Origin of the sequence: Ralstonia sp. 25mfcol4.1 (genome assembly GCF_900104095.1) — a bacterium.
GTDB lineage: Bacteria > Pseudomonadota > Gammaproteobacteria > Burkholderiales > Burkholderiaceae > Cupriavidus.
On the sequence record NZ_FNJO01000026.1, the window covers coordinates 1 to 26,164 of the forward strand.

General features: G+C 66.9%; 26 protein-coding genes. 10 read left to right on the forward strand and 16 right to left on the reverse strand.

The window, feature by feature from the left end:
* The 3 genes from BLQ58_RS27450 to pruA form a co-directional block, all read right to left on the reverse strand.
* Positions 1-653, reverse strand: a 653-nt coding sequence (locus BLQ58_RS27450; RefSeq protein ID WP_092603555.1) for an ABC transporter ATP-binding protein, incomplete at its 3' end; no start/stop codon positions are given.
* 87 nt (positions 654-740) lie between these two features.
* Complete coding sequence (locus BLQ58_RS27455; RefSeq protein WP_092603557.1) at positions 741-1,952, reverse strand: ABC transporter substrate-binding protein; 1,212 nt, start codon at positions 1,950-1,952, stop codon at positions 741-743.
* A gap of 49 nt (positions 1,953-2,001) precedes the next feature.
* Complete coding sequence (gene pruA / locus BLQ58_RS27460) at positions 2,002-3,627, reverse strand: L-glutamate gamma-semialdehyde dehydrogenase (RefSeq protein ID WP_092603559.1); 1,626 nt, start codon at positions 3,625-3,627, stop codon at positions 2,002-2,004.
* Between the two features lie 117 nt (positions 3,628-3,744).
* Here pruA and BLQ58_RS27465 point away from each other — a divergent pair, with 117 nt between their 5' ends.
* A complete protein-coding gene (locus BLQ58_RS27465; RefSeq protein WP_061958440.1) occupies positions 3,745-4,425 on the forward strand; it encodes a GntR family transcriptional regulator in 681 nt (226 codons plus the stop codon).
* Between the two features lie 67 nt (positions 4,426-4,492).
* On the opposite strand, the gene BLQ58_RS27470 is transcribed toward BLQ58_RS27465, so the two are convergent.
* Positions 4,493-5,095: a helix-turn-helix domain-containing protein gene (locus BLQ58_RS27470; protein ID WP_092603628.1), complete on the reverse strand. Its 603-nt coding sequence runs from the start codon at positions 5,093-5,095 to the stop codon at positions 4,493-4,495.
* Between the two features lie 98 nt (positions 5,096-5,193).
* On the opposite strand from BLQ58_RS27470, the gene kbl reads away from it, so the two are divergent.
* Both kbl and BLQ58_RS27480 read left to right on the forward strand, forming a co-directional pair.
* Positions 5,194-6,396: a glycine C-acetyltransferase gene (gene kbl, locus BLQ58_RS27475; protein WP_092603561.1), complete on the forward strand. Its 1,203-nt coding sequence runs from the start codon at positions 5,194-5,196 to the stop codon at positions 6,394-6,396.
* Positions 6,393-7,385: an L-threonine 3-dehydrogenase gene (locus BLQ58_RS27480; protein ID WP_092603563.1), complete on the forward strand. Its 993-nt coding sequence runs from the start codon at positions 6,393-6,395 to the stop codon at positions 7,383-7,385. The genes kbl and BLQ58_RS27480 overlap by 4 nt, the downstream gene beginning before the upstream one ends.
* 13 nt (positions 7,386-7,398) lie before the next feature.
* Here BLQ58_RS27480 and BLQ58_RS27485 read toward each other — a convergent pair whose 3' ends face one another.
* The 12 genes from BLQ58_RS27485 to BLQ58_RS27540 form a co-directional block, all read right to left on the reverse strand.
* Complete coding sequence (locus tag BLQ58_RS27485; protein WP_254776216.1) at positions 7,399-7,806, reverse strand: type II secretion system protein; 408 nt, start codon at positions 7,804-7,806, stop codon at positions 7,399-7,401.
* 52 nt (positions 7,807-7,858) lie between these two features.
* Entirely contained in the window at positions 7,859-8,278 is a 420-nt protein-coding gene (locus BLQ58_RS27490; RefSeq protein ID WP_092603567.1) for a type II secretion system protein, read from the reverse strand.
* Positions 8,279-8,788, reverse strand: a complete 510-nt coding sequence (locus BLQ58_RS27495; RefSeq protein ID WP_092603569.1) for a type II secretion system protein — start codon at positions 8,786-8,788, stop codon at positions 8,279-8,281.
* Complete coding sequence (locus tag BLQ58_RS27500; protein WP_139186186.1) at positions 8,785-10,605, reverse strand: secretin N-terminal domain-containing protein; 1,821 nt, start codon at positions 10,603-10,605, stop codon at positions 8,785-8,787. Before BLQ58_RS27500 ends, BLQ58_RS27495 begins: the two co-directional genes overlap by 4 nt.
* Before the next feature lie 27 nt (positions 10,606-10,632).
* On the reverse strand, positions 10,633-11,160 hold the full coding sequence (locus tag BLQ58_RS27505) for a hypothetical protein (protein WP_092603573.1): 528 nt from the start codon (positions 11,158-11,160) through the stop codon (positions 10,633-10,635).
* On the reverse strand, positions 11,157-11,678 hold the full coding sequence (locus BLQ58_RS27510) for a hypothetical protein (protein WP_092603575.1): 522 nt from the start codon (positions 11,676-11,678) through the stop codon (positions 11,157-11,159). Before BLQ58_RS27510 ends, BLQ58_RS27505 begins: the two co-directional genes overlap by 4 nt.
* Positions 11,675-12,193, reverse strand: a complete 519-nt coding sequence (locus tag BLQ58_RS27515) for a hypothetical protein (RefSeq protein WP_092603577.1) — start codon at positions 12,191-12,193, stop codon at positions 11,675-11,677. The genes BLQ58_RS27510 and BLQ58_RS27515 overlap by 4 nt, the downstream gene beginning before the upstream one ends.
* Entirely contained in the window at positions 12,190-12,957 is a 768-nt protein-coding gene (locus tag BLQ58_RS27520) for a hypothetical protein (RefSeq protein WP_139186187.1), read from the reverse strand. The genes BLQ58_RS27515 and BLQ58_RS27520 overlap by 4 nt, the downstream gene beginning before the upstream one ends.
* Positions 12,938-14,635 carry a GspE/PulE family protein gene (locus BLQ58_RS27525; RefSeq protein WP_254776218.1) on the reverse strand — a complete coding sequence of 566 codons (1,698 nt, stop codon included), beginning with the start codon at positions 14,633-14,635 and terminating at the stop codon, positions 12,938-12,940. The genes BLQ58_RS27520 and BLQ58_RS27525 overlap by 20 nt, the downstream gene beginning before the upstream one ends.
* Positions 14,632-15,810, reverse strand: coding sequence for a type II secretion system F family protein (locus BLQ58_RS27530; protein ID WP_092603581.1), 1,179 nt, complete (start codon positions 15,808-15,810; stop codon positions 14,632-14,634). Before BLQ58_RS27530 ends, BLQ58_RS27525 begins: the two co-directional genes overlap by 4 nt.
* A 9-nt stretch (positions 15,811-15,819) precedes the next feature.
* The gene (gene gspG / locus BLQ58_RS27535; RefSeq protein ID WP_092603583.1) at positions 15,820-16,260 is read right to left on the reverse strand and encodes a type II secretion system major pseudopilin GspG; all 441 of its coding nucleotides are present in this window, start codon (positions 16,258-16,260) and stop codon (positions 15,820-15,822) included.
* A gap of 108 nt (positions 16,261-16,368) precedes the next feature.
* Positions 16,369-19,146: a glycoside hydrolase family 18 protein gene (locus tag BLQ58_RS27540; protein ID WP_139186188.1), complete on the reverse strand. Its 2,778-nt coding sequence runs from the start codon at positions 19,144-19,146 to the stop codon at positions 16,369-16,371.
* A gap of 266 nt (positions 19,147-19,412) precedes the next feature.
* Between BLQ58_RS27540 and BLQ58_RS27545 the strand changes: the two genes are divergently transcribed.
* The 7 genes from BLQ58_RS27545 to msuE all read left to right on the forward strand — a co-directional run bounded on the left by BLQ58_RS27545 (position 19,413) and on the right by msuE (position 26,161).
* Positions 19,413-19,877 carry a MarR family winged helix-turn-helix transcriptional regulator gene (locus BLQ58_RS27545; protein WP_092603587.1) on the forward strand — a complete coding sequence of 155 codons (465 nt, stop codon included), beginning with the start codon at positions 19,413-19,415 and terminating at the stop codon, positions 19,875-19,877.
* Between the two features lie 5 nt (positions 19,878-19,882).
* Complete coding sequence (locus tag BLQ58_RS27550; RefSeq protein ID WP_092603589.1) at positions 19,883-21,859, forward strand: FUSC family protein; 1,977 nt, start codon at positions 19,883-19,885, stop codon at positions 21,857-21,859.
* The gene (locus BLQ58_RS27555) at positions 21,859-22,068 is read left to right on the forward strand and encodes a DUF1656 domain-containing protein (protein WP_066740578.1); all 210 of its coding nucleotides are present in this window, start codon (positions 21,859-21,861) and stop codon (positions 22,066-22,068) included. Before BLQ58_RS27550 ends, BLQ58_RS27555 begins: the two co-directional genes overlap by 1 nt.
* Positions 22,065-23,039 carry an efflux RND transporter periplasmic adaptor subunit gene (locus tag BLQ58_RS27560; protein WP_175460030.1) on the forward strand — a complete coding sequence of 325 codons (975 nt, stop codon included), beginning with the start codon at positions 22,065-22,067 and terminating at the stop codon, positions 23,037-23,039. Before BLQ58_RS27555 ends, BLQ58_RS27560 begins: the two co-directional genes overlap by 4 nt.
* Complete coding sequence (locus tag BLQ58_RS27565) at positions 23,036-24,529, forward strand: efflux transporter outer membrane subunit (RefSeq protein ID WP_092603593.1); 1,494 nt, start codon at positions 23,036-23,038, stop codon at positions 24,527-24,529. Before BLQ58_RS27560 ends, BLQ58_RS27565 begins: the two co-directional genes overlap by 4 nt.
* A 122-nt stretch (positions 24,530-24,651) precedes the next feature.
* Entirely contained in the window at positions 24,652-25,410 is a 759-nt protein-coding gene (locus BLQ58_RS27570; protein WP_254776221.1) for a MetQ/NlpA family ABC transporter substrate-binding protein, read from the forward strand.
* Positions 25,411-25,597: 187 nt separating this feature from the next.
* Entirely contained in the window at positions 25,598-26,161 is a 564-nt protein-coding gene (gene msuE / locus BLQ58_RS27575; protein ID WP_092603597.1) for an FMN reductase, read from the forward strand.
* Positions 26,162-26,164 lie beyond the last annotated feature (3 nt).

Sequence of the window (26,164 nt, forward strand, 5' to 3'; positions counted from 1 at the left end):
GTGATCTTGTCGGCGATCGACGACACCACGTTCATGTTGTGCTCGACCATCAGGATGGTGCGGCCAGCCGACACCTTCTTGATCAGCTGCGTCACGCGGTCCACGTCCTCGTGGCCCATGCCCTGCGTGGGCTCGTCCAGCAGCATCAGCTCGGGCTCCATCGCCAGCGTGGTGGCGATCTCCAGCGCGCGCTTGCGGCCGTACGGCAGGTTGACGGTGGTGGTCTCGGCGAACTCGGTCAGGCCCACCTGATCCAGCAGGTCCATGGCGCGCGCGTCGAGCACGTCGAGCGACCGCTCGCTGCGCCAGAACTGGAACGCGGTGCCCAGCTGGCGCTGCAGGCCGATGCGCACGTTCTCGCGCACGGTCAGGTGCGGGAACACGGCGGAAATCTGGAACGACCGGATCACGCCGCGCCGCGCAATCTGTGCGGGCTTCTCGCGCGTGATGTCGATACCGTTGAAAAGGATGGTGCCCGTGGTGGGCTCCAGGAATTTGGTGAGCAGGTTGAAGCAAGTGGTCTTGCCCGCGCCGTTCGGTCCGATCAAGGCATGGATCGAGCCGCGACGCACGCGCAGGTCCACACCGCTGACCGCCGTGAAGCCCTTGAAGGACTTGGTCAGGTTGCGGACTTCCAGTACGTTGGTAGTCATTGGAAAGGGGAAAAGAGGACGCTTGAAAGGCGTCGGTTTTTTCCTCTCTCCCGCAGGTGCCGGAGAGAGGAGCAGCGCGTCGGCCGGTTACTTCTTCACCAGCGGGCAGCGCGATTGCGACAGCGGCTGGAAGGCTTCCTCGGCCGGCACGGTGGCCACGAGCTTCAGGTAGTCCCACGGCGACTTCGAGTCGGCGGGCGTCTTCACTTCCATCAGATACATGTCGTGCATCATGCGGCCGTCGGCGCGGATGTAGCCATTCCTGGCAAAGGCGTCGTTGATCTTCGCCTTCTTCAGCGCGGCCATCACGGTGTCCGAATCGTCGCTGCCGGTGGCCTGCACGGCCTTCAGGTACTGCATCACGGCCGAGTAGGTGCCGGCGTGGACCATGTTCGGCATGCGCTTCATCCGGGCGAAGAAGCGGGTGCCGAACTCGCGCGTCTGCGGGTTCAGGTCCCAGTACCACGCGTCGGTCATCTTCATGCCCTGCGTCAGCTTCAGGCCCAGGCTGTGCACGTCGCTGATCGTCATCAACAGGCCCACCAGGGTCTGGTTCTTCGGCAGGGCGAAGTCGTTGGCCGCCTTGATAGCGTTGATAGTGTCGCCGCCGCCGTTGGCCAGCGCCACGACCTGAGCCTTGGACGACTGGGCCTGCAGCACGAAGGACGAGAAGTCGGACGCGTTCAGCGGATGCTTGATCTGGCCCACCACGCTCCCGCCCGAAGCCTTTACCACATCGGCCGTGGCGGTCTCCAGCGACGCGCCGAACGCGTAGTCGGCGGTCAGGAAGTACCAGCTCTTGAGGCCCTGCTTGACCATCGCCTTGCCGGCCACGTTGGCCAGCGCGTAGGTGTCGTACACGTAGTGCACGATGTACGGCGAGCATTCCTCGTTGGTGTGGCGCAGGTTGGCGCCGCCGGTGATCAGCGAGATGCGCTTCTTTTCCGAGGCGATGCGCGACACGGCCAGCGCGACCGACGAATTGGGCAGGTCGACGATGGCGTCCACGCCGTCACGGTCGATCCACTCGCGCGCGCGGGCGCTACCGATGTCGGCCTTGTTCTGGTGGTCGGCAGTGACCAGTTCGATCTTCTTGCCGGGCAGGCCGTTGCCAAAGTCCTCGATGGCCATCCTGGCGGCTTCGACGGATCCCTTGCCGGCGTAGTCCAGATAGACGCCCGACAGGTCGGTCATCACGCCGATCTTGACGACATCGCCCGAAATGGCGGCGCTGGCGGCGCCGGCAAAGGCGGACAGGCTGCACGCCAGGGCGGCGGACAGCAGGGTGGCTCGCTTCATCTTCTTATCTCCGTGGTGGTGTGGCTCGAAATCAGTCGGGGCGGCGGTATCAGGCCGCCATGTGCGGGTAGCGGTAGTCGGCCGGCGGCACGAACGTCTCCTTGACCGTGCGCGGCGACACCCAGCGCAGCAGGTTCAGCGGGGACCCCGCCTTGTCATTGGTGCCGCTGCGGCGCGCGCCGCCAAACGGCTGCTGGCCCACCACGGCGCCCGTGGGCTTGTCGTTGATGTAGAAGTTGCCGGCGGCAAAGCGCAAGGCGTCGGATGCCTGCGCAATGGCGGCACGGTCGTTGGCGAAGATCGCCCCAGTCAGTGCGTACGGGCTGGTGCCGTCCACCAGCGCCAGCACTTCGGGCCACTGGCGGTCGGCATAGACGTAGATGCTCAGCACCGGGCCAAACAGTTCGGTTTGCATCAGCGTGTGGTGCGGATCGTCCACCTCGAGCACGGTGGGATCGATGAAGTAGCCCACGCTGTCGTCGGCGCGGCCGCCGGCCACCCGCTTCACGCCGCTGTCCTGCGCCGCCCGTTGCAGGTGGCCGGCGATGCGGTCGAAGGCGCGCCGGTCGATCACGGCGCCCATGAAGTTGGCGAAGTCGGTCACGTCGCCCATGCGGATCGTCTCGACCATGGCCACCAGGCGCTCCCGTACCTTGGGCCAGAGCGAAGCCGGGATGTACGCGCGCGACGCGGCGCTGCATTTCTGGCCCTGGTATTCAAACGCGCCGCGCAGCAGCGCCACGGCCAGCGTTTCCACGTCCGCGGACGGGTGCGCCAGCACGAAATCCTTGCCGCCCGTTTCGCCCACCAGGCGCGGATAGCCGCGATAGCGCGACACGTTGCGGCCGACCTCGCCCCACAGCGTGTCGAACACGGCGGTCGATCCCGTGAAATGGATGCCGGCCAGTTCCGGCCGCGCCAGCACGGCGTTGCTGACCGCTACCGGGTCGCCGGGCACGAAATTGATGACCCCCTTGGGCAGGCCGGCGGCCTCCAGCAGTTCCATGAACAGGTAGTTCGACAGCGACGCCGTGGCCGCCGGCTTCCACAGCACGGTATTGCCCATCAGCGCCGGAGCGATGGCCAGGTTGCCGCCGATGGCCGTGAAATTGAACGGCGTGACCGCGTAAACAAAGCCTTCCAGCGGGCGGTATTCAAGGTGGTTGCGCAGGCCCGGCGACGAAATCGGCTGACCGGCGGCCAGTTCGTGGGCGAACTGAACGTTGAAGCGCAGGAAGTCGATCAGCTCGCAGGCCGCGTCGATTTCGGCCTGGTAGGCAGTCTTGCCCTGGCCGAGCATGGTCGCCGCGTTCAGCCTGGCGCGCCACGGGCCGGCCAGCAGGTCGGCCGCCTTGAGGAAGACGGCCGAACGGTCGGCCAGCGTGGCGTGGCTCCAGTCGCGCTGCGCCGAGATCGCGGCGCCGATGGCGGTGTCGATCGTGGCCTGGTCGGCGTTGTGGATGCGGCCCAGGCGCTGTGCATGGGCGTGGGGCGCGCATACGTCAGTGGTGTTGCCGCTGGTCACGCGCTCGCCGCCAACCACGGCGGGAATCTCCTGGATGCGGGTCTGCTGGGCGCCCAGTTCGGCCACCAAGGCCTGCCGCTCAGGGCTGCCTGGCGCGTATGACAGGACGGTTTCGTTGATGGCTTTCGGATAAAGATTGTTTGCTGACATATACGTCTGTAATGCTATTGGATATGTGTTTAAGAAATTGGATCCAATATAACAGCGCAAATATTCAGGCACAATAGGGACCTCACTCGAATCGCACACCGATCTCCAGCACTTCCCATGTCCACACCAACGGGCCGCGCAAGCGCCCCTACCAAGGGTTTACCCCAGATCATTCGCGACCAGCTTCGCTTCGACATCCTCAAAGGCACGCTGCCGGCCGGCGCGCAACTGCGCCAGGACGCACTGGCCGAGCGTTTCAACGCGAGCCGGATTCCGGTACGCGAGGCGCTGCGCCAGCTTGAAACGGAGGGGTTGGTGACCTACCAGCGCAACCGTGGCGCGGTGGTGTCAGGCATGGACGTGACGCAGATCTGCGAACTGCTTGATATCCGCGTGGCGCTGGAATGCCATGCGGCGCGGCTGGGCGTGCCGAACATGGTCCAGCAGGATTTCCAGCAGATGCAGGAAATCCTCGATGCGTACTCGCAGTCGGAATCGCTGGTGGAGTGGGCCGAATACAACAGGCGCTTTCACCTGGCGCTGTGCGCGCCGGCCAACAACCGCAAGCTGCGCCGGCTGATCGAGGAGTTCTGCCTCAATACGGACCGCTACACGCACGAGCAGATGTCGCTGGCCACCGGCAAGGAAGGGCCGCAGGCCGATCACTACCGCATCCTGGAAGCGTGCAAGGCGCGCGATGCGGAAGAAGTGGCGAAACTGCTGGAGGAACACATCCTCGAGACCAAGCGCAACCTGCTGGCCAGCGAGCGGATGAAGGAAGAGGATCTGGCGGATTGAACGCGAGCCGGCGCGCGGGCAGGAAGGCGCAGGGCGAGGGCGGTCGGCCTCCAGCCGGCCCGGCGGCTTAGCCCGGATGCACGACGACCAGCAGCGCCGTCGCCACGCTCTTGCCCGGATTGGCAATCGCATGGGTCACATCCGCGCCGTAGCGCGCGGTTTCGCCATGCTTCAGTTTCTTTTCATCGCCGGCTGACCGCACGGTCATGGCGCCGCCCAGCACCGACAAGTGCTCTTGCGTGCCCGCCTCGTGCGGCTCGGACGCCAGCACGCCGCCCGGCTGGATCGTCAGTTCATACCATTCAAAGCGCCCGGCCAGGTCGATCGGACCCAGGATGCGCAGTTCGCAGCGCCCGTCGGGGCTCTTCAGCGCCGGCACAGCGTGCGCCTGAACCACCGTCACGGCGGGCGCCGGGGCGGATTCCGACCCCTGCGCAAGAAAATCGGTCAGGCTCACGCCGAGCGCATTGGCCAGCCGCCACAGCACCGCCACGGTGGGATTGGCCAGGTTCCGTTCGATCTGCGACAGCATAGACTTGGAGACACCGGCGCGGCGCGACAGGTCGTCCAGCGACAGTTGCTGGCTTTGCCGCAGCGCCTGCAGGGCGCTGCCTACCGCCGGCGGGCCGTCGACGGCCGCGGGCGGCTTGGCGGGTGAGGGTTGCGTCATCGACATCTGTTCGTTATAGTACACGTCACGTTCGATATATAGAACACGTTCGATTTATCGATCGAACGATCCGAGACACTACCACCGGGAGTCTGGCCATGTCGAGTGCCGAGGCTTTTTATGCGTCGATCCGTGCCGAAGTCGATGCCATCCGCGCCGCGGGGCTGTACAAGCGCGAGCGCATCATCGCCACGCCGCAGGGCGCCACCATCCGCACGGCGGACGGGCGCGAGGTCATCAACCTGTGCGCCAACAACTATCTTGGGTTGTCGTCGCACCCGAAGGTGATGGAGGCCGCCCACGCCGCGTTGCGCACGCATGGCTACGGGCTGTCGTCGGTGCGCTTCATCTGCGGCACGCAGGACCTGCACAAGGAACTGGAAGGCCGCCTGGCCAGCTTTCTCGGCACCGAAGACACCATCCTGTACGGTTCGGCCTTCGATGCCAACGGCGGTCTGTTCGAAACGCTGCTGGGCCCCGAAGACGCCGTGATCAGCGACGAACTGAACCATGCGTCGATCATCGACGGCATCCGCCTGTCGAAGGCGCGCCGCTACCGCTACAAGCACAACGACCTGGACGACCTGCGCGCGCAACTGAAGCAGGCCGATGCCGAGGGCGCACGCTTCAAGCTGGTGTTCAGCGACGGTGTGTTTTCGATGGACGGCACGGTGGCGCGCCTGGAGGAGATGCGCAAGATCTGCGACGAGCACGGCGCGCTGCTGGGCATCGACGAATGCCATGCCACCGGCTTCATGGGCCAGCGCGGCCGGGGCACGCACGAGGCGCGCGGCGTGTTCGGCAGGATCGACATCATCACCGGCACGCTGGGCAAGGCGCTGGGCGGGGCATCGGGCGGCTTCACCTCGGGCCGCAAGGAAGTGATCGAGCTGCTGCGCCAGCGTTCCCGGCCGTACCTGTTCTCGAATACCGTCGCGCCAGCCATCGTGGGCGGCAGCATCGCCGTGCTGGACCTGCTCGAAGCCAGCACCGAACTGCGCGACAAGCTGGAGCAGAACACGAAGTTCTTCCGCGAGGGCATTGTGAAGCTGGGCTACGACATCAAGCCCGGCGACCATCCGATCGTCCCGATCATGGTGTACGACGCCGAAAAAGCCCAGAAGCTGGCCGACCGCCTGCTGGAACTGGGCGTCTACGTGGTGGGCTTCTTCTACCCCGTGGTGCCGAAGGGGCAGGCGCGCATCCGTGTGCAGATGAGCGCCATCCATGATGAAAGCACCTTGCGTCCCGCGCTGGACGCATTCGCCCAGGCCGGGCGCGAGCTGGGACTGATTCCATGACCGATGCAGCGGACAATGCGGTGCCGAAGATCCTGATCATCGGCGCCAACGGGCAACTGGGTTCGGAACTGGCGCTGGCGCTGGCCGAGCGTTACGGCCGCGAGCAGGTGGTGACGTCGGATGTGGTGCCCACCGGGCGCCACGTGCACATCGCCCATGAAATGCTCAATGTCACCGACCGGGGCGAACTGACCACGGTTATCGAGCGGCACGGCATCACGCAGATCTACCTGCTGGCGGCGGCGCTGTCCGCCACTGGCGAAAAGGCGCCGCAATGGGCCTGGAACCTGAACATGACGGGCCTGCTGAACGTGCTGGAGGCCGCGCGTCATCATGGCATCCAGCGCGTGTTCTGGCCCAGTTCGATTGCCGCGTTCGGGCCCACCACGCCGCGTGTGAATACCCCGCAGAAGACCGTGATGGAGCCCACCACGGTCTACGGGATCTCCAAGCAGGCCGGCGAGGGCTGGTGCCGCTGGTACTTCGAGAATCACGGCGTGGACGTGCGCAGCGTGCGCTATCCGGGCCTGATCTCGCACAAGACCCCGCCCGGCGGCGGTACCACGGACTATGCGGTCGACATCTTCCACTACGCGGTGCGCGGCGAGCCCTATACGTGCTTTCTCGATGCCGACGAGCGGCTGCCGATGATGTACATGCCCGACGCCATCCGCGCCACACTGGAATTGATGGAAGCCCCGCGCGATGCGGTGAGCGAGCGCGGCAGCTACAACCTGGCCGGCATGAGCTTCACGCCGGCCGAGATCGCCGAGGCGATCCGCAAGCGCGAACCGGGCTTCGAGATCCGCTACGAGGCCGACTACCGGCAGGCCATCGCGCAAGGCTGGCCCGATTCGATCGATGACAGCGCCGCGCGGCAGGATTGGGGCTGGCAGCCGCAATATGGCCTGCAGGAGATGGTCGACGACATGCTGGAAAACCTGCGGGCAACGGCTGGCCCGGTGGCTACGCCGGCCGCCGCGGGATAACGGCGGGGCTGATTCACTCGGTGCCCGACTGTCCGGGCCACCAGGCGAAACGCCAGTCCGCGTAGCTGCTGGCCTGGGCAAAGGCAGTTTCCTCGGCCGCGAAGTTGTCCTGCCTGAGCGGCCGAAGCGCCGACGTGCTGTGCACGCCCAGGAAGCCGTCGCCGGGCGCCGGCAGATATTGCCAGTCGTCGCCGGTCATGGGGTCGCGCCAGGCGCGACGCAGCCATCGGCGTGGCTCGCTGCCGCGCTGATCGTCCACCAAATCGTCGAGCGTGCGCGGGTAGCTGCCGTCGCCGTTCTCGACATATCGCTGGATGGCCACCCGGATCTCGCGCCCAACGTGGTGCAGTTCGAACTCCCGCTCGCGCTGGGCGCGGGTCTGCCAGACATCCCCCACTTTCATCAGGTAGATGCCGGTCACTGCCACGGCTGCCAGGCATAACACCAATGCAAAGCCGGCCGGGCGGCCGATGCTAGAGATCCTGGAACGGCGTGCCATCGCGGGTCTGGCCGGGCGCGGTACTGCGGACATCGAAAACGCCTTCGGGCGCCTGGCGGCTGTAGGGTGTGCTGTCCGACGTCGGCGGCGAGACCAATCGCCAGGCCGTGGTACTGCGCAGGATGGGGTCTACCGGAATCTGGCGCAGATACGACTTCGCCACCAGCGCCTCCAGCGAGGGCGGGTAATCGCCATGATCGGCGTGGAATCGGTCGATCGCCTCGCGCATCGCCAGCAGGTTGTGCCGCAGCACCACCTCTTCGGCGCGGTCGGTCTGTGTGGCATAGCGGGGCACGACCAGCGTCATCAACGCGGCCATGATGGCCAGCACTACCAGCAGTTCGATCAGCGTAAAGCCGGCCCGGCGTTCGTTGGCGAAAATACGACGTCCCATCTACCAGTCCTTGTAAGGCACGCCGTTGGTGCCGACATCCACCGATGTCGAATAGACGTCGAAGACGTCGTCACCGGCTTCGGGCGCATCGGGTGGGCTTGCGTAGGCGCGCAGGCCCCAGGTATCCGCGTCGGGCGTGCCAGGACAGCCACACATCGGATCGCGCGGGATGCGGCGCAGAAAATAGAGCTTGGCGCCGGCCGGGTTGCGAACGTCGGTCACGCCCTCGACCAGCGCGGCCAGCGTGGGGGGATAGCCGCTGGCGCCGACCATGCGGGTCAGGCGGCCGCCGTCCATGGCCGCCTTGTGAGCGTCGATCGCTTCACGGATCTGCCACAACGCCCGGCGCAATTCGGCCTCGCGATTCTGCTGCGCGGCGATGCGGGCCAGTGGCCACGCGATCATGGCCAGCGTGGCCAGCAAGGTCAGCGTCACCAGCACCTCGATCAGCGTGAAACCTGCGGACCGTGCGTTGGCCGATGCGCCGGGGCGTGTTGCAGCGCGTCTCATTGGCTGAACTCGAAGGTCGGCGCTGGCTTGGCGGGTACGCGCGGCGCGGCAGCGGGCGCCGGCTGCAGCACCAGCGGGGCGGTGGTGATTGCGCCCTGGGGCCCGCTGTTGAATTCGGTGACGTGCGCGGCCGGCACGGGAAGATTGCGCACGATGCGCGGCGTGATCAGCAGCACCAGCTCGGTGGTGGTTGTCTTTGTCTCGCGGGTGCCGAAGACCCGGTCGAGAATCGGAATATCGCCAAGTCCCGGTATGGCGTGGCCGCGCGCCTGCTCATTGCGGTTGATCAGTCCGGCCAGCACCTGGGTTTCGCCGTCGCGGGCAGTCATGTTCGTCTCGGCCTTGCGCGTGCCGATCTGGTAGGCCATCAGCCCGGTCTGGGTCTTGATCGTGCTGACGACATTCGACACTTCCAGCGCCACCTTGACACTGATCTCGCCGTCCTGCGACAGCGTCGGCGTGACATCGAGCTGCAGGCCCACGTCCTGATAGCTGACCGATTCGGTGACCACACCATTGCCGTTGACGGTCGTCACCACGGGCAGCCGGTCGCCAATCATGATCTTGGCTTTTTCCCGATTCTTGACGCGAATGCGTGGATTGGCCAGCAGTTGGCCCTGGCCTGTCTCGCGCGCCAGGTTGGCGGTGACCACCGGATCGCCAAGATTGACGCCCACCTTGTCGCCGTTCAGATGCCGCAGTTCGTTCCATGTCAGCGTGCCGGCCTTGCCGGCGGCCCCGGCGACCGATGCGGAGATGCTCGATGGATAGCGAATGCCAAGGTTCAGGGCGTCGGAATTGTTCACTTCCAGAATCTGCACATCGAACATCACCTCGGATTGCGGCAGGTCATGAGCGATCACCAGACGCTCGGCCACTTCCACGGCTTCGGGGGTGTCCCGGACCACCAGCATGCCTAGCCGTTCGTCCACGTAGACGTCTTTCGTCTTCACGATCTGCTTGATCATGCTCATCACCTGCTTGGGATCGGCGTTGCTCAGGTAGAACGTGCGCGTGGTCAGATCGCGGTATTGCTGCTGCTTGTCGGCCACCTTGGGGTAGATCAGCAGCGTGGTGTCATTAAGAATCTTCTTTTCGAGGTGGTTGGTGGCCAGCACCAGGTCGACGATGGCCTCCACCGAGGTGTCGTTGGCGGACACCGTGGCACGCAGGTCCTGCGGCACATCCTTGTCCAGCACGAAGCTGAGCTTCGACAGCGTGGAGATGGTGGTCAGCACCGTGGACAGCGGCTGGTCGCGAAACTGTACGGAAATGGGCTGGCGCAGCGACGCGGCCAGTGTGCGCGCCGGGCGGCCCCGCTGGCGTTCCTGCGTCACCACCAATTCGTCGCGCAAGGCGCGCGCCTCGGCGTGCCGGGCATCGGTGGCCAGCGCGTCGTTCAGCGTGTCGATGGCGCCGGCCGGGTTGACGTCTGCCTTTGCCTGTGCCCGTGCCGCTTCGACCGCTGCAGCCATCGGCTGCGCGCTGGCGGCGCGCTGGGCGCCCTCCAGCGCACGCGCGTTGGCGGGATCGATCGACAGGGCTTCGGCAAACGACGCCGCCGCCGCATCCACGTTCCCGAGATCGAGCTGCGCCGCGCCTTGCTGCACGAGCGTCCAGATACGCCGTTCGCGCTCCACGCGATAGCGAAGCTGGCTGGTGACATCGTCTGGCGCCGCGACGGCGTCAGCGGCGGCCTTTTCGAGCGCCGCGCCGGGGTGCGGTGCCGCGCCTGGCGCTGGGCCGGGCAAGGCCGCGCAGCCGGCGAGCAAGAGCGCGCTGACTGTCATGGCGCTCAACTGCATGGGGACATTCAAGGTAGGACTCTCCTGGGGTCGGGGGCGTCAGGCGGGTACGCCCAGATGCATGCGATTGCCTGTCGACAAATCGGTCACGGTGGCACCCGACGCGTCGATGGCGTCGAGCCGGTATCCCTTCCATCGTTCGCCGGGACGTAGCCGGCCCGGCGTCGCGCACTGCTCGCAGGCGATGCGGGTGGCCTCGCCGAGTGTGAGCACGACCATCACCCCCCGGGTGTCGCGCCAGATCGCGCTGGCCTCAAGGGAGGCGCGGGCCGTGGCGCCCGCCGATTCCGCCGCCCGCGCGGGATCGGCTTCCGCGTATGGCTCCAGCGAAGGCGTCATCGCGCCAAGTCGCCAGCCTGGTGGTGCGAAGAGATCCACCGATCGGCGCGGTTCTGGCGTTTCGACTACGTGGCCGGACGGCGTCTGCGGGGCGCGTGCCGGCGCCGGCTGGCGTCTCGCGGCATCCGTCGCATTGGCGGCTTCGTCGGACTGGCCGATCCAGGCCGCGTACAGCGATGCGCAGACCGTGGCCACCAGCAGGTACTGCAGTGATCGGGAAAGCTTCATGGTCCGGTCTCCACGAGATAGCTGAGCTGCACCAGCGCGTTGACCGTCCGGCTGGCGTCGGATTGGCGCATGAACGATATCGATTCGACCCGTACCCCCGCGATCTCCTCCAATGTCGCGAGGTAGTCGCGCAGTTCGGGGTAGCGGCCTTCGACGGTGTAGCGCATCGTATGGCGCAGCAGCCGCTGGCCGGCTTCGGCGCGGGACGTGTAGTCGATCTCCGTCAGGGCAATCGAGCGGGCCGTGGCCAGGGCCGCGTGGGCGCGCAGGAATTCGGTGTACGTGGAGGCGTCGGGCAGGGTGTGCTGGCGAGCCGGCTTCACCCTGGTCGCCAACTCGTGCGCCAGCCTGGCAACGTGCTGGGTCTCCTGCTGCAATGCGGCGGTTTGCGCCGTGCGCTCTGGCCGGATATGCGTGGCGACGGCCACGACACACCCCATGGCGAGTGCGAGGCCGGCCGCGCCCAGCCATCCGCATGAGTGCCGCCAGCGGCGGAGCATCCAGACGACGCGGTTCATCGGGCGGGCTCCTGCCAAGCCTGCCAACGCAGCCGAAGCTCGGCCTCGACGGCGTGGTCGCCTTGCCGCTGGCGGGTCAGCGATACGGTGCCGACGGCGGGCGTGGCCGACAGGCGGTCGACCAGCATCAGCAGCGCATCGGCATGCTCGGCTTCCAGTTCGATCCGCTGCGTGCGCGCCGCGCCGTCCACGTCAAGGCGCGCGATGGCCACGTCATCGGCCCAGTTCTGCTCCAGCCAAGCCAGGGTCGGCACGAGCTTTTCCGCCTGTCTGGCGACGATGTCAGTCTGCTGGGCCGCCGTGGCAGGGGGCCGGGCTGCCAGCTTGCGGCGCAGCGTGGCGCTTTCGGCTTCCATGGCGACCACTTCGGCGCGCAGCGTCGCGAGGGCGCGGTGTTCGTGCATGGCCCAGGCGGCAACGCCGATGCCGAGGCCGAGCAGTCCGGCGCCGAGCGATACCCGGTGCAACCAGCCGCGCGGCGTCGCGGCCAGAAGGTTCGGCGGTCGCGCCATCATGCCGAACCTCCTTCGCCGGCAGGGCACAAATGGTCGCCCAACCAGCGGATACGGTCGTCCGGCTCTGCCGCGCCGCCGATCAGGGCGACCGTTTCGGGCGCCGGCGCCGACGCCGACAGCGCGAGGCAGCGCAGCACGGCATGGATTTGTGGCGATAGGTCTGACTGTGCGGCCACCGTGGTAATCGCCGTGATGGAAGGTCCGTCTCGCAACGCGCATGTCAGCATGCCGCGTTCATGCACCGCCAGCGCGCAGCCACTGACCGCCAGCTCGCATCGATAACGGTGCAGCGCATAGGCGAACGTTGACGTCGCGGCGGTCAGGCGCACGCGATGCGATTTGCACTGTGCGATCAGGGCGGTCAGCAGTGGTGTATTGCCAATGATGGCCAGGCGTGGGGCGCCATGGCGGGCTGGCGTCAGCGCGATATGCTGGTTGTCGAGGCCATCGCCAAGCCCTGCGCCGGGCTCCGCGCCGGGTTCGTCGCAGGCTGCGCGAGCCCACGTCAACCATTCGGCTTCGCCGATCAACCGCGGATGCCAGGGTACGACGACATGCCGCGTCCACGGAAAGCCCAGGCGTACCGTGACGCTGTGGCCTGATAGCGGTGCGAGCAGGGCATCGGTGGCCTGCAGTGCGTCTTCGATGCCCGCCGTTTCGCGGTAAGGGGCCGGTGCCTTATGCACGGCCGTGCCACCTTCGGCGCGCAGGAAGACGGCGTCACGCAGAATCCAGAGGCCATGTTTATTCGACAAACGTGACACGGTTTGCCTCCTGTAGGGTGGTGACGCCCTGGGCCACCAGGGCCAGCGTGGACTGTCGCAGCGAGGCAAAGCCGCCCGCCCGCGCCAGGGCACGTTGTTCGCCCGAGGGCGCTTGTCCGAGGATGGCGTCGCGCAGTGCATCGTCGATGCGCAAGACTTCGGCCACCGCGCGGCGTCCGCGATATCCGGTGCCGTGGCAGGCGTCACAGCCCCGGCCGGCGCGAAAACGCCAATTGGCAACCGATGAAGCAACCAGACCCGAGCGCGCCAGCAGTTCGGCGCCCGGCCGGAAGGATTCGCCGCAATCGGGGCAGATCGTCCGGACCAGTTGCTGGGCCACGATGCCGATCAGCGATTCCACCAGGCTGTGGGCTGAGATGCCCATGTGCAGAAACCGGTCAACCACCGAGAACGCGCCATTGGCGTGGACGCTGGTCAGTACCAGGTGGCCGGTCAGCGCGGCCTGGACGGCAATGCTGGCGGTTTCGCCATCGCGGATCTCGCCCACGAGGATCTTGTCGGGGTCGTGCCGCAGGATCGAACGCAGCCCGCGCGCGAAGGTCAGGCCCTTGCGATCGTTGACCGGAATCTGCAGCACGCCCGGCAGTTCATACTCGACGGGGTCTTCGATCGTGATGATCTTTTCCGCACCCGTGTCGAGTTCGGACAGCGTGGCGTAGAGCGTGGTGGACTTGCCCGAACCCGTGGGGCCCGTCACCAGCAGGAGCCCGTGCGGCATGGCGGCCAGCGCACGGATGGCCGCCACTGCCTGCGCGTCATGGCCGAGCCGGTCCAGGCTCAGGCGGCCGCCTGCCGCATTGCCGCCCCGCTTGTCGAGCACACGCAGCACGGCATCCTCGCCATGGATCGACGGCATGATCGACACCCGGAAATCGATTTCGCGGCCATCGACGGTTGCCTTGAAGCGGCCATCCTGCGGAATGCGGCGCTCGGCGATGTCCAGCTCCGCCATGACCTTGAGGCGCGATATGGCCTGTTCGGCGATATCGATGCCGGCCGCGGTGGCTGCATCGAGCAGCACGCCGTCGATGCGGTATCTGACCGCCAGCGCGTCTTGCCGCGTTTCGAGATGAATGTCCGACGCGGCCATGCGCAACGCATCGTAAAGCGTGGAGTTGACCAACCGGATAACCGGGCTGGTGTCCTGTGCCAGGCTGGCCAGCGAGATGCCGGCGTCGGGTAACGCGTCCACAGGCGCCCCGGGGGCCGTGGCAACATGATCGAGCGCGCGCTGGCGCTCGCCATGGTTGTCGAGCATCGCACGCACGCGATGTGTGGCGCCCAGGCATTCGGCGCAGGACAGGCCGCCCAGCGCCAGTCGCCGGGCGACATGCTGACGCACGGCCAGGCGCGTGGGGTCGGTCAGGATCAATGTCAGGGCGGGCGACGCAGGTTCGAGCTGCGCCAGCACGCAGCCGCCGGCGACGGCATCGGCGTAGGGAAACAGGTCGAAGCGTGGCACGGCGGCGGCCAGCGCCACGGCATCGACCAGCGGCAAGCCGAGCAGGTTGGCGACGTGCGCGGCGCAGGCGTCCGGCGGCAGGCCGCTGGCTTGCGCAACCACGTCCTGCAGGTCCCGTCCGGGGGCGGCATCGCGCATGGCCTGCAGAGCCTGCAGGGTCGGCGCGGGAGGGGATGCTGGCGTATGCGGCGTCATTGCATGCTCCCGGCAAGCTCGAAGATGGGCATGTAGAGCAGGAAGACGATGCCGCCGACCAGGGCGCCAACCACAAGCATCAGCAGCGGTTCCACCAGTTTGGTGGCGGTGTCGATGGCGCGGTCGATGGCCTCGTCGCAGAATTGAGCGGCGCGTTCGCACATCTCGGGCAGTTCGCCGCTGCGTTCACCCACGCGCAGCAGCCGTTCGGCCACGGGTGTGGTCAACTGGTGCCGGGCCAGGGTGTCGGCCATCGGCTTGCCGGCTTCGATCTCTGCAATGGCCCGCGACATGGCGCCGTGCAAGTGCCCCGGCAGAAGCGGCGCGGCCAGCCGCAGCGCCGGGATGGCGGCCATGCCGCCGGCCAACAGCAGGCCAGTGGTCCGGTATAGCCGGGTCAGCGCCAGCAGGTGCTGGAACGCGTGGAGGCGGGGAACGTGCCAGCTCAGTGCGGCCATCCGGCGAGCCAGTTGTACTTGCCGGGCGGCGACAACCAGCAGCAGGGCCGAAACCACCATCCCCAGCGCCATCGTGCCGCCGTGCGCATCGACGGTCTGGCCCCACCCCAGGAGCCAGCGCGCGGCGGTGGGCAGCTCGCGCATCGATGCGTAGACCTGGCTGAAGCGCGGAATCACGAAGAACAGCAGGAACGCCATGATGCCCGCACCGATCGCAATGACCACGGCGGGGTAGATCATCGCACTGGCGACTTTCCGGCGGACCACGCCGAGGCGGGCCTGGTAGTGGTGATAGCGCGCCAGTGCGTCGGCAAGATGCCCGGTCCGCTCGGCCGAAGCGACCGTGGCCACGTAGAGCGACGGGAAGTGGCCGGGCAGGCCCGCCAGCACGCCGGAGAGCGGCAAGCCTTGATAGAGGCCGTCGACGATCCGGTCGAGCACGGTGCGGGCGGCGGTCTCCGACGCGCCGCCGGTCTTGTCACGCAAGGCCTCGACGGACTCGACCAGCGACAGCCCGGCGCGCAGCAGGGCGATCAGTTCCTGCGTGAACAGGGCGATGCCGAAGGGCGCTTGCCGTCGCAGCGTCAGGATGCGGCGGCATGCCAGCACGTGGCCGCCATCCATCTGCGCTTGCCGCCGGGCATCGGCCGCGGTGGGAGCGAATATCCGGATGTCGTGGATATGGCCGTCGCGGGCCACGGTGAGGCGGAACTGCATCGGACACCCTTACCAGGCAATGTCGCTGGCGTAGCCGGTGCCACCGGGCTTGCCATCGGCGCCATGGGAAAACAGGTCGTAGTCCTTGCCGTCGCTGCCGGGCTGCCGGTACTGGTAGGGCTGTCCCCAGGGATCGGCGGGGATGTCGCGGGTCAGGTAGGGCCCGTGCCAACGGTTGCCGGCGTCCGCCGGCGGTTCGACGAGCGCGGTCAGGCCGGCTTCTGTCGAAGGGAAATGTCCGGTGTCGAGCCGGTAACGATCCAGCGCGTCGCCCAGCGCCTTCAGTTGTCCGGACGCGGTCTTGACCTTGGCTTTGTCGAGTTCGCGGAACAGCCTGGGGCCGACGAAGCCCGCCAGCATGGCGATGATCAGAAGGACCACCAGCAGTTCCAGGAGCGTGAAGCCACCCGGTGGGCGGCGGCGGGATGCGATGTGCGAAAGCGAGGACATGGACAACTCGGAAGAATCGGGGGCGCCGCCGAGGCAATGTGTTGTGACGGCCGCGGCGGCGGGTGAGGCGAACCGCTTGTGGCGGTTCGCCTCGGGCAATGCGCAGGTTCAGCGCTTGATGCGTTCCATGGTGTTGATCAGCTCGGCCTTGTCGTCCGCGCCGAGGTCGCTGGCGTACATGCCGGCAGCCCGGGTCTTGCGCACGGCGTCGACCTTGGCCTTGACGATGGCGGGCGTGTCGTAGGACCAGAAGGTCCAGCCGTCATAGCGCCAGGCGCCCCGGGACGCGGCATCCGAAAACAGCTTGCCGTTCGGCATGCGCTTGATGTCGCGATAGTCACGCCGGGCTGGACCATGGCGGACCGGCGCACCGGCCATCCACAGGCCGTTGCTGCGTCCCGGCTTGACCGACGTCCAGCCGTGGCCATGGAATGGCACGCCAAAGACCTGCTTTTCCTGCGGGATGCCGAACTCGTACGCGTCCCAGATGGTGCCCATCAGGCTGCGCTGCTTCATACCCTGGACGCGGGTCCATGGCGAGTCGCGACCGACCTGCAGCGCGGAGGCGTGGCCGGTGCTGGCATCCCATCCGCCCGTGAAGTCATAGGCCTGGATGTTGACCCAGTTCAGCTCGGCGGCGATGGCGACTGCCGTCTTGGCGTCCGGCGCGCTTTCGGCGAGGTTCATGGTGGATGTCAGCAGGTGCCGGCTGTCCTCGCGTTCGAGCGCGTCGCGGAAAGCCCTGACCAGCGCCAGATAGTTGCCCCAGTCCACGGCATCGGCCTGGCCGTCACGCACTTGCGCCGCGCGTGGGGCCAGCCATTCCAGGTTGATGCCATCGAAGACACCCTTCGCCAGCCCCTTGCCGCCCGCGCTCGACCGGCTGGCCGCGAGGTTGCCCTTGATATAGACGTCCACGCAGCTCTCGGCCAGCGCGTTGCGGCCTGCCTCGGTCCGGGCAGCCTGGTTGAAGCGGTCGCTCAGACCTGGGCCGCCAATCGAGATCAAGGTCTTGACCGGATAGGTTTGCTTCAGCTTGAGGATCTGGTTGAAGTTGCCGCGCAGCACGTGCTTGCCTGCCGGGTCGGCCTTGCCGTCCACCGATTCCGTGGCGCTGAATCGCTTGCCATAGTCGGCAAACGGATCGCTCGGGCCGCGTGTGTCGCCGCTCTGGCAGCGGTAGAGTCCATCGTCGCCGCGATGCAGGTTGGCGCTGCCGTAGTTCAGGTACGTCAGCTTGCGCGCCGCGCCAGACCGCGCCACATCGCGGATCAGGTAGTTGCGCCGGTAGATGCTGGCTTGCGTGTAGGTGCCGCCAAGCTGGCCGGCCTTGGGCGCCGGTACTGCCGAGCGCGGCGTGACCTCCGGTCCGTCCGCGGGATCGCCCGGATCGGCCGGATCGCCCGGATCGCCCGGATCGCCCGGATCGCCTGGATCGCCTGGATCGCCTGGATCGGCGGGGTCTGCGGGATCGGTCGGGTCAGGGTCGGCAGGGTCGGTGGGGCCTGTCGGGTCGGTAGGGTCCTTCGGGTCCACCGGAGCCTTTGGGTCCACCGGGTCCTTCGGTTCCACCGGGTTTTTCGGTTCCACCGGTTCCTTTGGATCCTTCGGGTCGACAGTGGGCGGTACGGCCTCCACCTTTTCGACAGTCATGTCGAGCTTGATGTCGAGGGTCTGGTAGGACTGGTCGGCGTCCTGTCCCGCTGCGTTCCGCACGGCAATCCGGTACGGGAACGCGTTGCGGATCCTGTTGCCCACCGACGTCGAGAAGAGTGTCGGGTTGTCCTCGGGGCGAAGCTCGAACACCAGCGATTCGGTACCAGTGGTGCTGGGCAGGCGGCAGGCGACCGTCGTGCCTGTGCCGGTGCCGTCTGCGCTGGCTGCCTTGTAGGCGCGCAGCATCACCGGGAACGGCACGTTGTTCTCGTCAACCGCGGTCACGCGGAAGATATCGGTGGCGTTCTCGGGGCAATGGCCCGTGCCGTGCTCGCGGCCCGTGGTCTGCTGGTGCGTCGTGGCATACCAGGCGCTGCGGCCCTGGTCGGTCCGCAGAGGCAGGACAAAACGTGCCTGCTTGCCGTCGAACTTCACCGTGGTTGCCTTCGGCGCGCGATGGACGATATCGATGCCCAGGGTGAAGGTCTTCAGCACCGGGCGATTCGGCAGATCGTTCCCCACGGCCTGGATGTTCACGCGGTGCATCGTCGGCGTGCGGTAGCGCGTGCCGGGCGTCAGACGCGGGTTGTCGGCGGGTTCGTACCAGACCACCAGCGCGCCGGGGCCAGCAGGGCCGCCGTTGCCGTTGATCTGCGCGCGGGTGCCGTCGTAGCCCGTCCCGGTCATATTGCGCTGGGCGCGCAGCCGGACGGGCGCCAGCCGGCCCGGCATCGAAACGTCTTCCGCCATGACATCGATGAAGGAAAACTCGCCTTCGAGGGCCGGCCGGTTGCTGTGGCGCGTATTGCCGTGCAGCGGCGTCACGAAATGCACGCTGGTCTTTTCCTTGTTCGGCACGACGTAGACCACGGGCTTGCCCGGGTCGGCGGCCTGAATTGTCACGAGCAGGTCCGGCGTGGCGGACGGCGGCACGTAGTCGCCGATATCGAACCAGAGCTGTGCGGTGGGACTGCGGGGAGCGCCGAAGTAGATCGCATGATCCACGCCGGGGCGTTGGCCGGGGTGCGCAAAGCGGTCGTTCGACCAGACGCGTTTTTCGTATGCCACGCAGCTTTCGGGCGGATAGCGCTCGAAGCCGGTCCATTCCGAAATCGTGCGACAGGCATCCGGAGTCGTTGGCCGGGCGGCGTCGGCGCCGCCTGCGGTGGTCAGCAGCAAGGCGAAGGCGGCAGACGGAATGGCTGCGCGCCGCAGGGATGTGCTTTTCATGTCCATGGTCCTTGAAAAGTTGTTTTCAGGTCGCCGGAACCGGTTCGGCGACCAGACTGTGGGCCATGGACGAAAGGCCGGAAATCGTCGTTTGCTGAAAGTGGGGGCCGATTGCGCGCGGTTAGCTGAATCAACGACGTTTCTGGGAACGGCGCGACAGGGCGGGACCTGGAGGGCCTTCAATGTGCCGACTAAAACACTCAATGTGAACTAGTTCGTAAAGAAATCATTTGCATCCTAATTAATTCACGTCTATCATTCGGCCCATGCCACAAATCGATGCCCTCCGATTCGCCTTCACCGGCCAGCTGATGCTGTCCGGCCGTCAATGGCGACAGATCAGCCAGGCCGCTGTTACCGCCCACGGCATTTCGGCCGCGGCCGCCGCGCCTTTGCTGTTTATCCGTCGCCTTGGCGGCGGCGTACGCCAGGTCACGCTGGCCGACTACGTGGGCGTGGAAGGTGCCACGCTGGTGCGGCTGGTGGATCAGCTTTGCGCGGCCGATCTGGTACGCCGCGAGGTGGACCCCAGCGACCGCCGCGCCAATGTGCTGTCGCTGACCGATGCCGGCGAGCGCATGGCCGAGCGTATCGAGGCGGAACTCAAGCAGCTGCGCGCCAAAGTGTTCGCAGACGTGAGCGAAGCCGACATGGCCGCCGCGCTGCGGGTGCTTGACGCACTGTCGCGCGCCGCTGCGGCCGCTTCGGCATCGGGCAAGCAGGAGTCCTGAGCGCCATGATGAGTTGGCCGTCCGCCCGGGACTGGGTGTTCTCCTTCAAGGCGTTCATCGCCGCGATGCTGGCGCTTTACATTGCGATGTACCTGGGACTGCCCCGTCCGTACTGGGCGATGGGCTCCGTCTATATCGTGGCGCACCCGCTCACGGGCGCCACGCGCTCCAAGGCGCTGTACCGCGTGCTTGGCACGCTGCTTGGCGCCGCTGCCGGCGTCGCCATGGTGCCGCCGCTCGTGAATTCGCCCCCCTTGCTGATGGGCGCCGTTGCCATCTGGGTGGCATGCCTGCTCTATGTGGCGCTGATGCACCGCACGCCGCGCAGCTACGTCTTCATGCTGGCCGCCTACACGCTGCCGCTGGTGGCACTGCCGTCGGTCGATAATCCGGTCGGGATCTTCGACCTGGCCGTGGCCCGTTCCGAGGAAATCTGCCTGGGTATCCTGTGTGCGGCCGTGGTGGGCGCCGTCATCCTGCCGGCCAGCGTGGCCAACGTGCTGCGCGACAAATCCCGCCAGTGGATGGCCGACGCCACGCTATGGGCGTCCGACATGCTGTCGCCGGCGCCGGGCGCATCGGTGTCGCGTCATCACAGCCGCCATCGCCTGGCCGCCGACATCCTGGCGCTGGACCAACTGATCAGCCAACTGAGCTACGACGCCGAGAGCGCCGCCCGGGTGCGTGCCGCGCGCGAACTGCGCGGCCGCATGACCATGCTGCTGCCGGTGATGGCGTCGTTCGCGACCATCGTCGAATCGCTGCAGGCCGCGGGCGGCCTGCCCCCGCCGCTGGCCGCGCAGATGCGGGCCGTGAAGGACTGGATCGAGGCAGGCGCTGCCGCCGACGCGCGGCCGGTGCTTTCGGCATCGCCCGTGCAGGCCGGCTGGGACGCCGCCCTGGTGACGGCGGCGGAAGACCGGCTGCAGCAGATGCTGGCGCTCTGGCACGACTGCGTGACGCTGTGCCGGCGCCTGGGCGACAAGCACATCGAAGGGCAATGGGTGCCCGAATTCCTGCGCTGGGAGGTGGGCCGCGCGCGTCACTACGACCACGGCATGCTGCTGTTTTCGGTAGTGACCGTGGCCATGGCGATCTACGCGATGGGCATGGTGTGGATCCACACCGGCTGGGCCGATGGGGCTGGCGCGGTGGCACTGGGTGCGATTTCCTGCTGCTTCTTCGCCGCGCTGGACGAACCTGCGCCGATGATCCGGTCGTTCTTCAACTGGAACGTGGTCTGCCTGCTGATCTCGCTGGTGATGCTGTTTGCGGTGCTGCCCGTCGCGCATGATTTCGAGATGCTGGTGCTGATGTTCGCCGTGCCGTACCTGATCATCGGCCTGCTCGTGGCGCAGCCGCGCCTGGCGATGATCGGCATGCCGCTGGCGGTGGTCACGGCCAACGACATCGGCATCCAGGGCGCGTACAGCGCCAATTTCCAGTCGTTCTTCAACAGCAATGTGGCCGGCATCGCGGGCATCGCGTTCGCGCTGGTGTGGACGCTGGTGGTGCGGCCGTTCGGCACCCGGGCCGCCACGCGCCGTCTGGTGCGGGCCGGCTGGAGCGATATCGCCGACAACGCGCTGGGCAAGAACCCCGACTCGCATACCGTGCTGCGCGCCCGCATGCTCGACCGCCTGGCGCAACTGGTGCCGCGGCTGGCCGCCAGCGACAGCGAAGTCTCGACCGATGGCTTCAGCGAAGTGCGCGTGGAGCTGACTGCGCTGGCCCTGCAGCGCGAGATGGCCGATATGCCGGCCGACGAACAGCATGCCGTGCGCCGCGTGCTGCGCAGCATTTCCACCTACTACAAGGCGCGGCTCGATGGCACGGCCGATGTGCCGCCCGCCGCGCTGCGCACGCGCCTGGCCAACGCGCGGGACAAGGTGCGCTCGCGCGTGGCGCTTGCCGCGCTGGTCGACATGCAGGTGGCCCTGTTTCCGCCGGCGCTGCCGGCAACCGTTTCCGGAAAAGCATGATGCCCGGTGAAATCAGTATCTATGGCGTGTTCATCCCCAGCCTGCTGGTGTGGATGCTCGCGGCCTTTCTCATCACGAGTGCCGCACGCGCGGTGTTGTCGCGCGTGGGCTTCTACCGGCTCGTGTGGCACCGATCCCTCTTCAATCTGGCGCTGTACGCGATCATCCTCGGTGGGGTGGTGGCCATGGTGCCGTGGCTGCAATCATGAAACTCAGACTCTCTTCGCTCGGGCCGGTCGTGTTGACGCTGGCCGTCACGGCCGCTGGCGCGGTCGTTGTCAAACACCTGTGGGACTACTACACGGTGGCCCCGTGGACCCGCGACGGGCACATTCGTGCCGACGTGGTGCAGGTGGCACCTGACGTTTCGGGGCTGGTCACGCGCATCGCCGTCAAGGACAACCAGCACGTGAAGGCCGGCGACGTCCTGTTCGAGATCGACCACGAACGCTATGCGCTGGCGCTGCGCCAGGCCGAAGCCACGGCCGCGGCGGTGCGCGCCAACCTGTCCCAGGCGCGCCGCGAGGCGTCGCGCAGCCAGAAGCTGTCCGACGTGGTGTCGAAGGAAATCATTGAAGAAGGCCTGGCCAAGGTGCAGCAGGGCGAAGCCCAGCTTGCCCAGGCCGACGCGGCCATCGGCGTGGCGAAGCTGAACCTGGCGCGCACGAAGGTGCTGAGTCCGGTGGAGGGCTACGTCAACGACCGCCTGCCGCGTCTGGGCGACTACGTGGTGACTGGCAAGCCGGTGCTGTCGATGGTGGACTCGAACTCGTTCCACGTGGAAGGCTATTTCGAGGAAACCAAACTGCAGGGCATCCATATCGGCAGCTCGGTCGACATCCGCATCATGGGCGAGAAGCGCGTGCTGCAGGGGCATGTGCAAAGCATCGCGGCCGGCATCGAGGATCGCGACCGTACCAACGGATCGAACCTGCTGCCGAACGTGAACCCAACGTTCAACTGGGTGCGACTGGCCCAGCGTGTGCCGGTGCGCATCCAGTTCGACCAGATGCCCGAGGATGTGCGCCTGGTGGCGGGCCGTACCGCCACGGTGTCCGTGAAGGCGGATGGCCAGTCGAATGACAAGCCTGCCACGCCGGCGGCGGCTGAGAGGACTGCCTCGCATGACAAGGTCGCGCTGGCCGGCAAGGGCGCGTCCACAACCGGAGTGCTGCAGTGAAACGCTTTGCCCGTGCCACGCTGGCGGCGATGTTGCCGCTGGCGCTGGCCGCCTGCATGACCGTCGGCCCCGACCACAAGGTGCCCGACGACGCGGCCGTGAAGTCTGCGGCGGCCAACGGCCCGTTCGCCCACAGCGACAGCGACGCCGTGTCCATTGCCGACGTGCCGAACGACTGGTGGCGCCTGTACGACGATCCGCATATCGACGACCTCGTGCAGCAGGCGCTGGTGGCCAATACCGACCTGCGCGTGGCGGCGGCCAACCTCAAGCGGTCGATCGCGGTCTACCACGAGGTGGAAGCCGAGAACCTGCCCGAAGTGAAATTCAAGGCCAGCGCCGAGCGCGGCCAGATTGCCGGCGAGCCGCTGCTGCACGAAGAGAAGATCCCGGCGATGAACTTCGGCGACATCGGTTTCCAGGTGTCGTACCTGATCGATTTCTGGGGCAAGCTCAAGCGTGCCGACGAGGCCGCGCTGGCAGCCGCCCAGGCCAGCCACGCCGCACTGGACCAGGCACGCGTGGGTGTGGTGGCCGAGACCGTGCGGGCCTATGTGCAGGGCTGCACGGCCACGCATGAACTGCACGTGGCCCAGCATCAGCTTGACCTGCAGGAACGCGGCGCGCAACTGGCGCAGAAGCTGGTCGATGCCGGACGCGGCCAGCCAACCGATGTGCTCCGTGCCCAGGCCCAGGCCGACACGCTGCGTGCGGTGCTGCCGAAGTATCGTGCCGAGCAGGAGGGCGCGGCATACCGCCTGGCCGTGATGCTGGGCAAGCCGCCGATGGCACTCGATGTGAAGAGCGTGGCCTGCGAACACGTGCCCGCGTTGAAACAGCCGCTGCCCGTGGGCGACGGCACGGCGCTGCTCAAGCGTCGCCCCGACGTGCGGCAGGCCGAGCGCGAACTGGCGTCCGCCACGGCCAAGATCGGGGTGGCCACGGCCGACCTGTTCCCGCAGATTCGCATTGGGGCATCGGCCGGCTTCACCGGCATTCTCGACCACCTGGGCCAGGCGCCGACCGCGCACTGGGGCTGGGGTCCGGCGCTGTCGTGGACCATCCCGACCAGCGGCACGCGGGCGCGTATCCACAACACCGAGTACGGTGCCGAGGGTGCGCTGGCGCATTTCGACGGTGTGGTGCTGAAGGCCCTGCGCGAGACGCAGACGGCGTTGTCGGCCTATACGCATGAACTGGAGCGCAACCAGTCGCTGCGCGCGGCGCGCGACAAGGCCGACGAAGCCGCGCGCCAGAACCGCTTGCTGTGGCAGGCCGGCAGGTCGCCCTATCTGCAAAGCCTGGACGCCGACCGCACGCTGGCCAACACCGACGCCGCACTGGCCGCATCGGACGCCCAGGTGGCCATGGATCAGGTGAATCTGTTCCTGGCGCTCGGCGGCGGCTGGCAGAACGCTCCGGCCATCGCCAGCCGTCCGGTGGTCAAGGAAGCCGGCACAAAGGTCGAGCATCAACCGGAAGCGCATTGAGGTAAGCTTGCGCCTCGGCCGTGCCTACCCGGTGCGGCCGCTCCTCGATTCCCAGGACAACAATACCTATGAAGATGCTCTCGATCACGAAGACCCTGGCTGCCGCTACCGTGGCACTGGGCATGGTAGCTGCCGGCAACGCGGCGGCACAGGAACAGACGGTCCGCGTGGGTACCGTCAGCGGCCCGGACGCCGAAGTCTGGCAAGTCGTGCAGAAGGTGGCGAAGAAGAACGGACTGAACGTGAAAGTCGTGGAATTCAACGACTACGTGCAGCCGAATGCCGCACTCGATGCCGGCGACCTGGATGCCAACAGCTTCCAGCACCAGCCGTATCTGGACAGCCAGATCAAGCAGCGCGGCTACAAGATGGTCAGCGTCGGCTACACGTATATTTCGCCGCTGGGCATCTATTCGAAGAACCTGAAGTCGCCGAAGGACCTGCCGCAAGGCGCCAAGGTGGCCGTGCCCAACGATCCGTCGAACGAAAACCGTGCGCTGCTGCTGCTGGCCGCCCAGGGGGTCATCAAGCTGAAGCCGGGCGTCGGCACGAATGGCGTGAACGCCACGCCGCTGGACATCGCCGAGAACCCGAAGAAGCTCAAGATCGTGGAACTGGACGCCGCCCAGCTGGCCCGCGCGCTGCCTGACGTGGCTGCCGCCGTGATCAATACCAACTACGCGCTGGCTGCCGGCCTGCAGCCGACCACGAGCGCCATCGCGCTGGAAGACATCCACAGCCCGTACGCGAACATCATCGTGGTCCGTACGCAGGACAAGGACAAGCCGTGGGTGAAGAAGCTGGTGGCCGCCTATCAGTCCGAAGAGGTACGTCAGTTCATGAAGGCGCAGTTCAAGGGCGCCATGGTGCCCTCGTTCTAAGCCGGCTCGTGCCATTCGCGCAGTTTGCGCAATGGCGAACGGCATTGCTGCAGCAAGCGAAACGGCAGCCCGGATTCACGGCCGGGCTGCCGTTTTCGCATCTATGCATATTTGAATTGGTTCGTTCGCATCGGCGGACGACGGCGCTAAGGTACGAGGAATGCCTTTTCGCCCCCGGAGATAGATAGTGTCCACGCCGCTGAAAGTTGTCGCCGTCAATGGCAGCGCCCATCAACCGTCGCGCACGCTGGTACTGATCCAGGCGCTGCTGGCCGAACTGGAGCAGCGGCTCGTCCTCGATACACGGATCGTTGACCTGAGCGAGATCGCGCGCCCGCTGGGTGCCGCGCTGACGCGCCAGGAACTGCCGGCGGACATCGAGGCGCAGGTCGCGGCCATCGAATCGGCCGATCTGCTGATTGCCGCGGCCCCCGTGTATCGCGGCTCGTTCCCGGGGCATTTCAAGCATCTGTTCGACCTGGTGGGCATGGATGCCCTGGCCGACAAGCCGGTACTGCTGGCGGCCACCGGCGGCAGTGACCGCCACGCGCTGGTGCTGGAGCATCAGCTGCGGCCGCTGTTCAGCTTTCTGCAGGCGCTCACGCTGCCGATCGGGGTGTACGCGTCGACTGCGGATTTCGATGGCTACCAGGTGGGCAGCGGCGCGCTGGCCGATCGCATCAAGCTGGCCGCAGACCGGGCCGCGCCGCTGTTTGGCGCGTCGGCACGGCAACTGCGGCGTGTGGCCTGACGC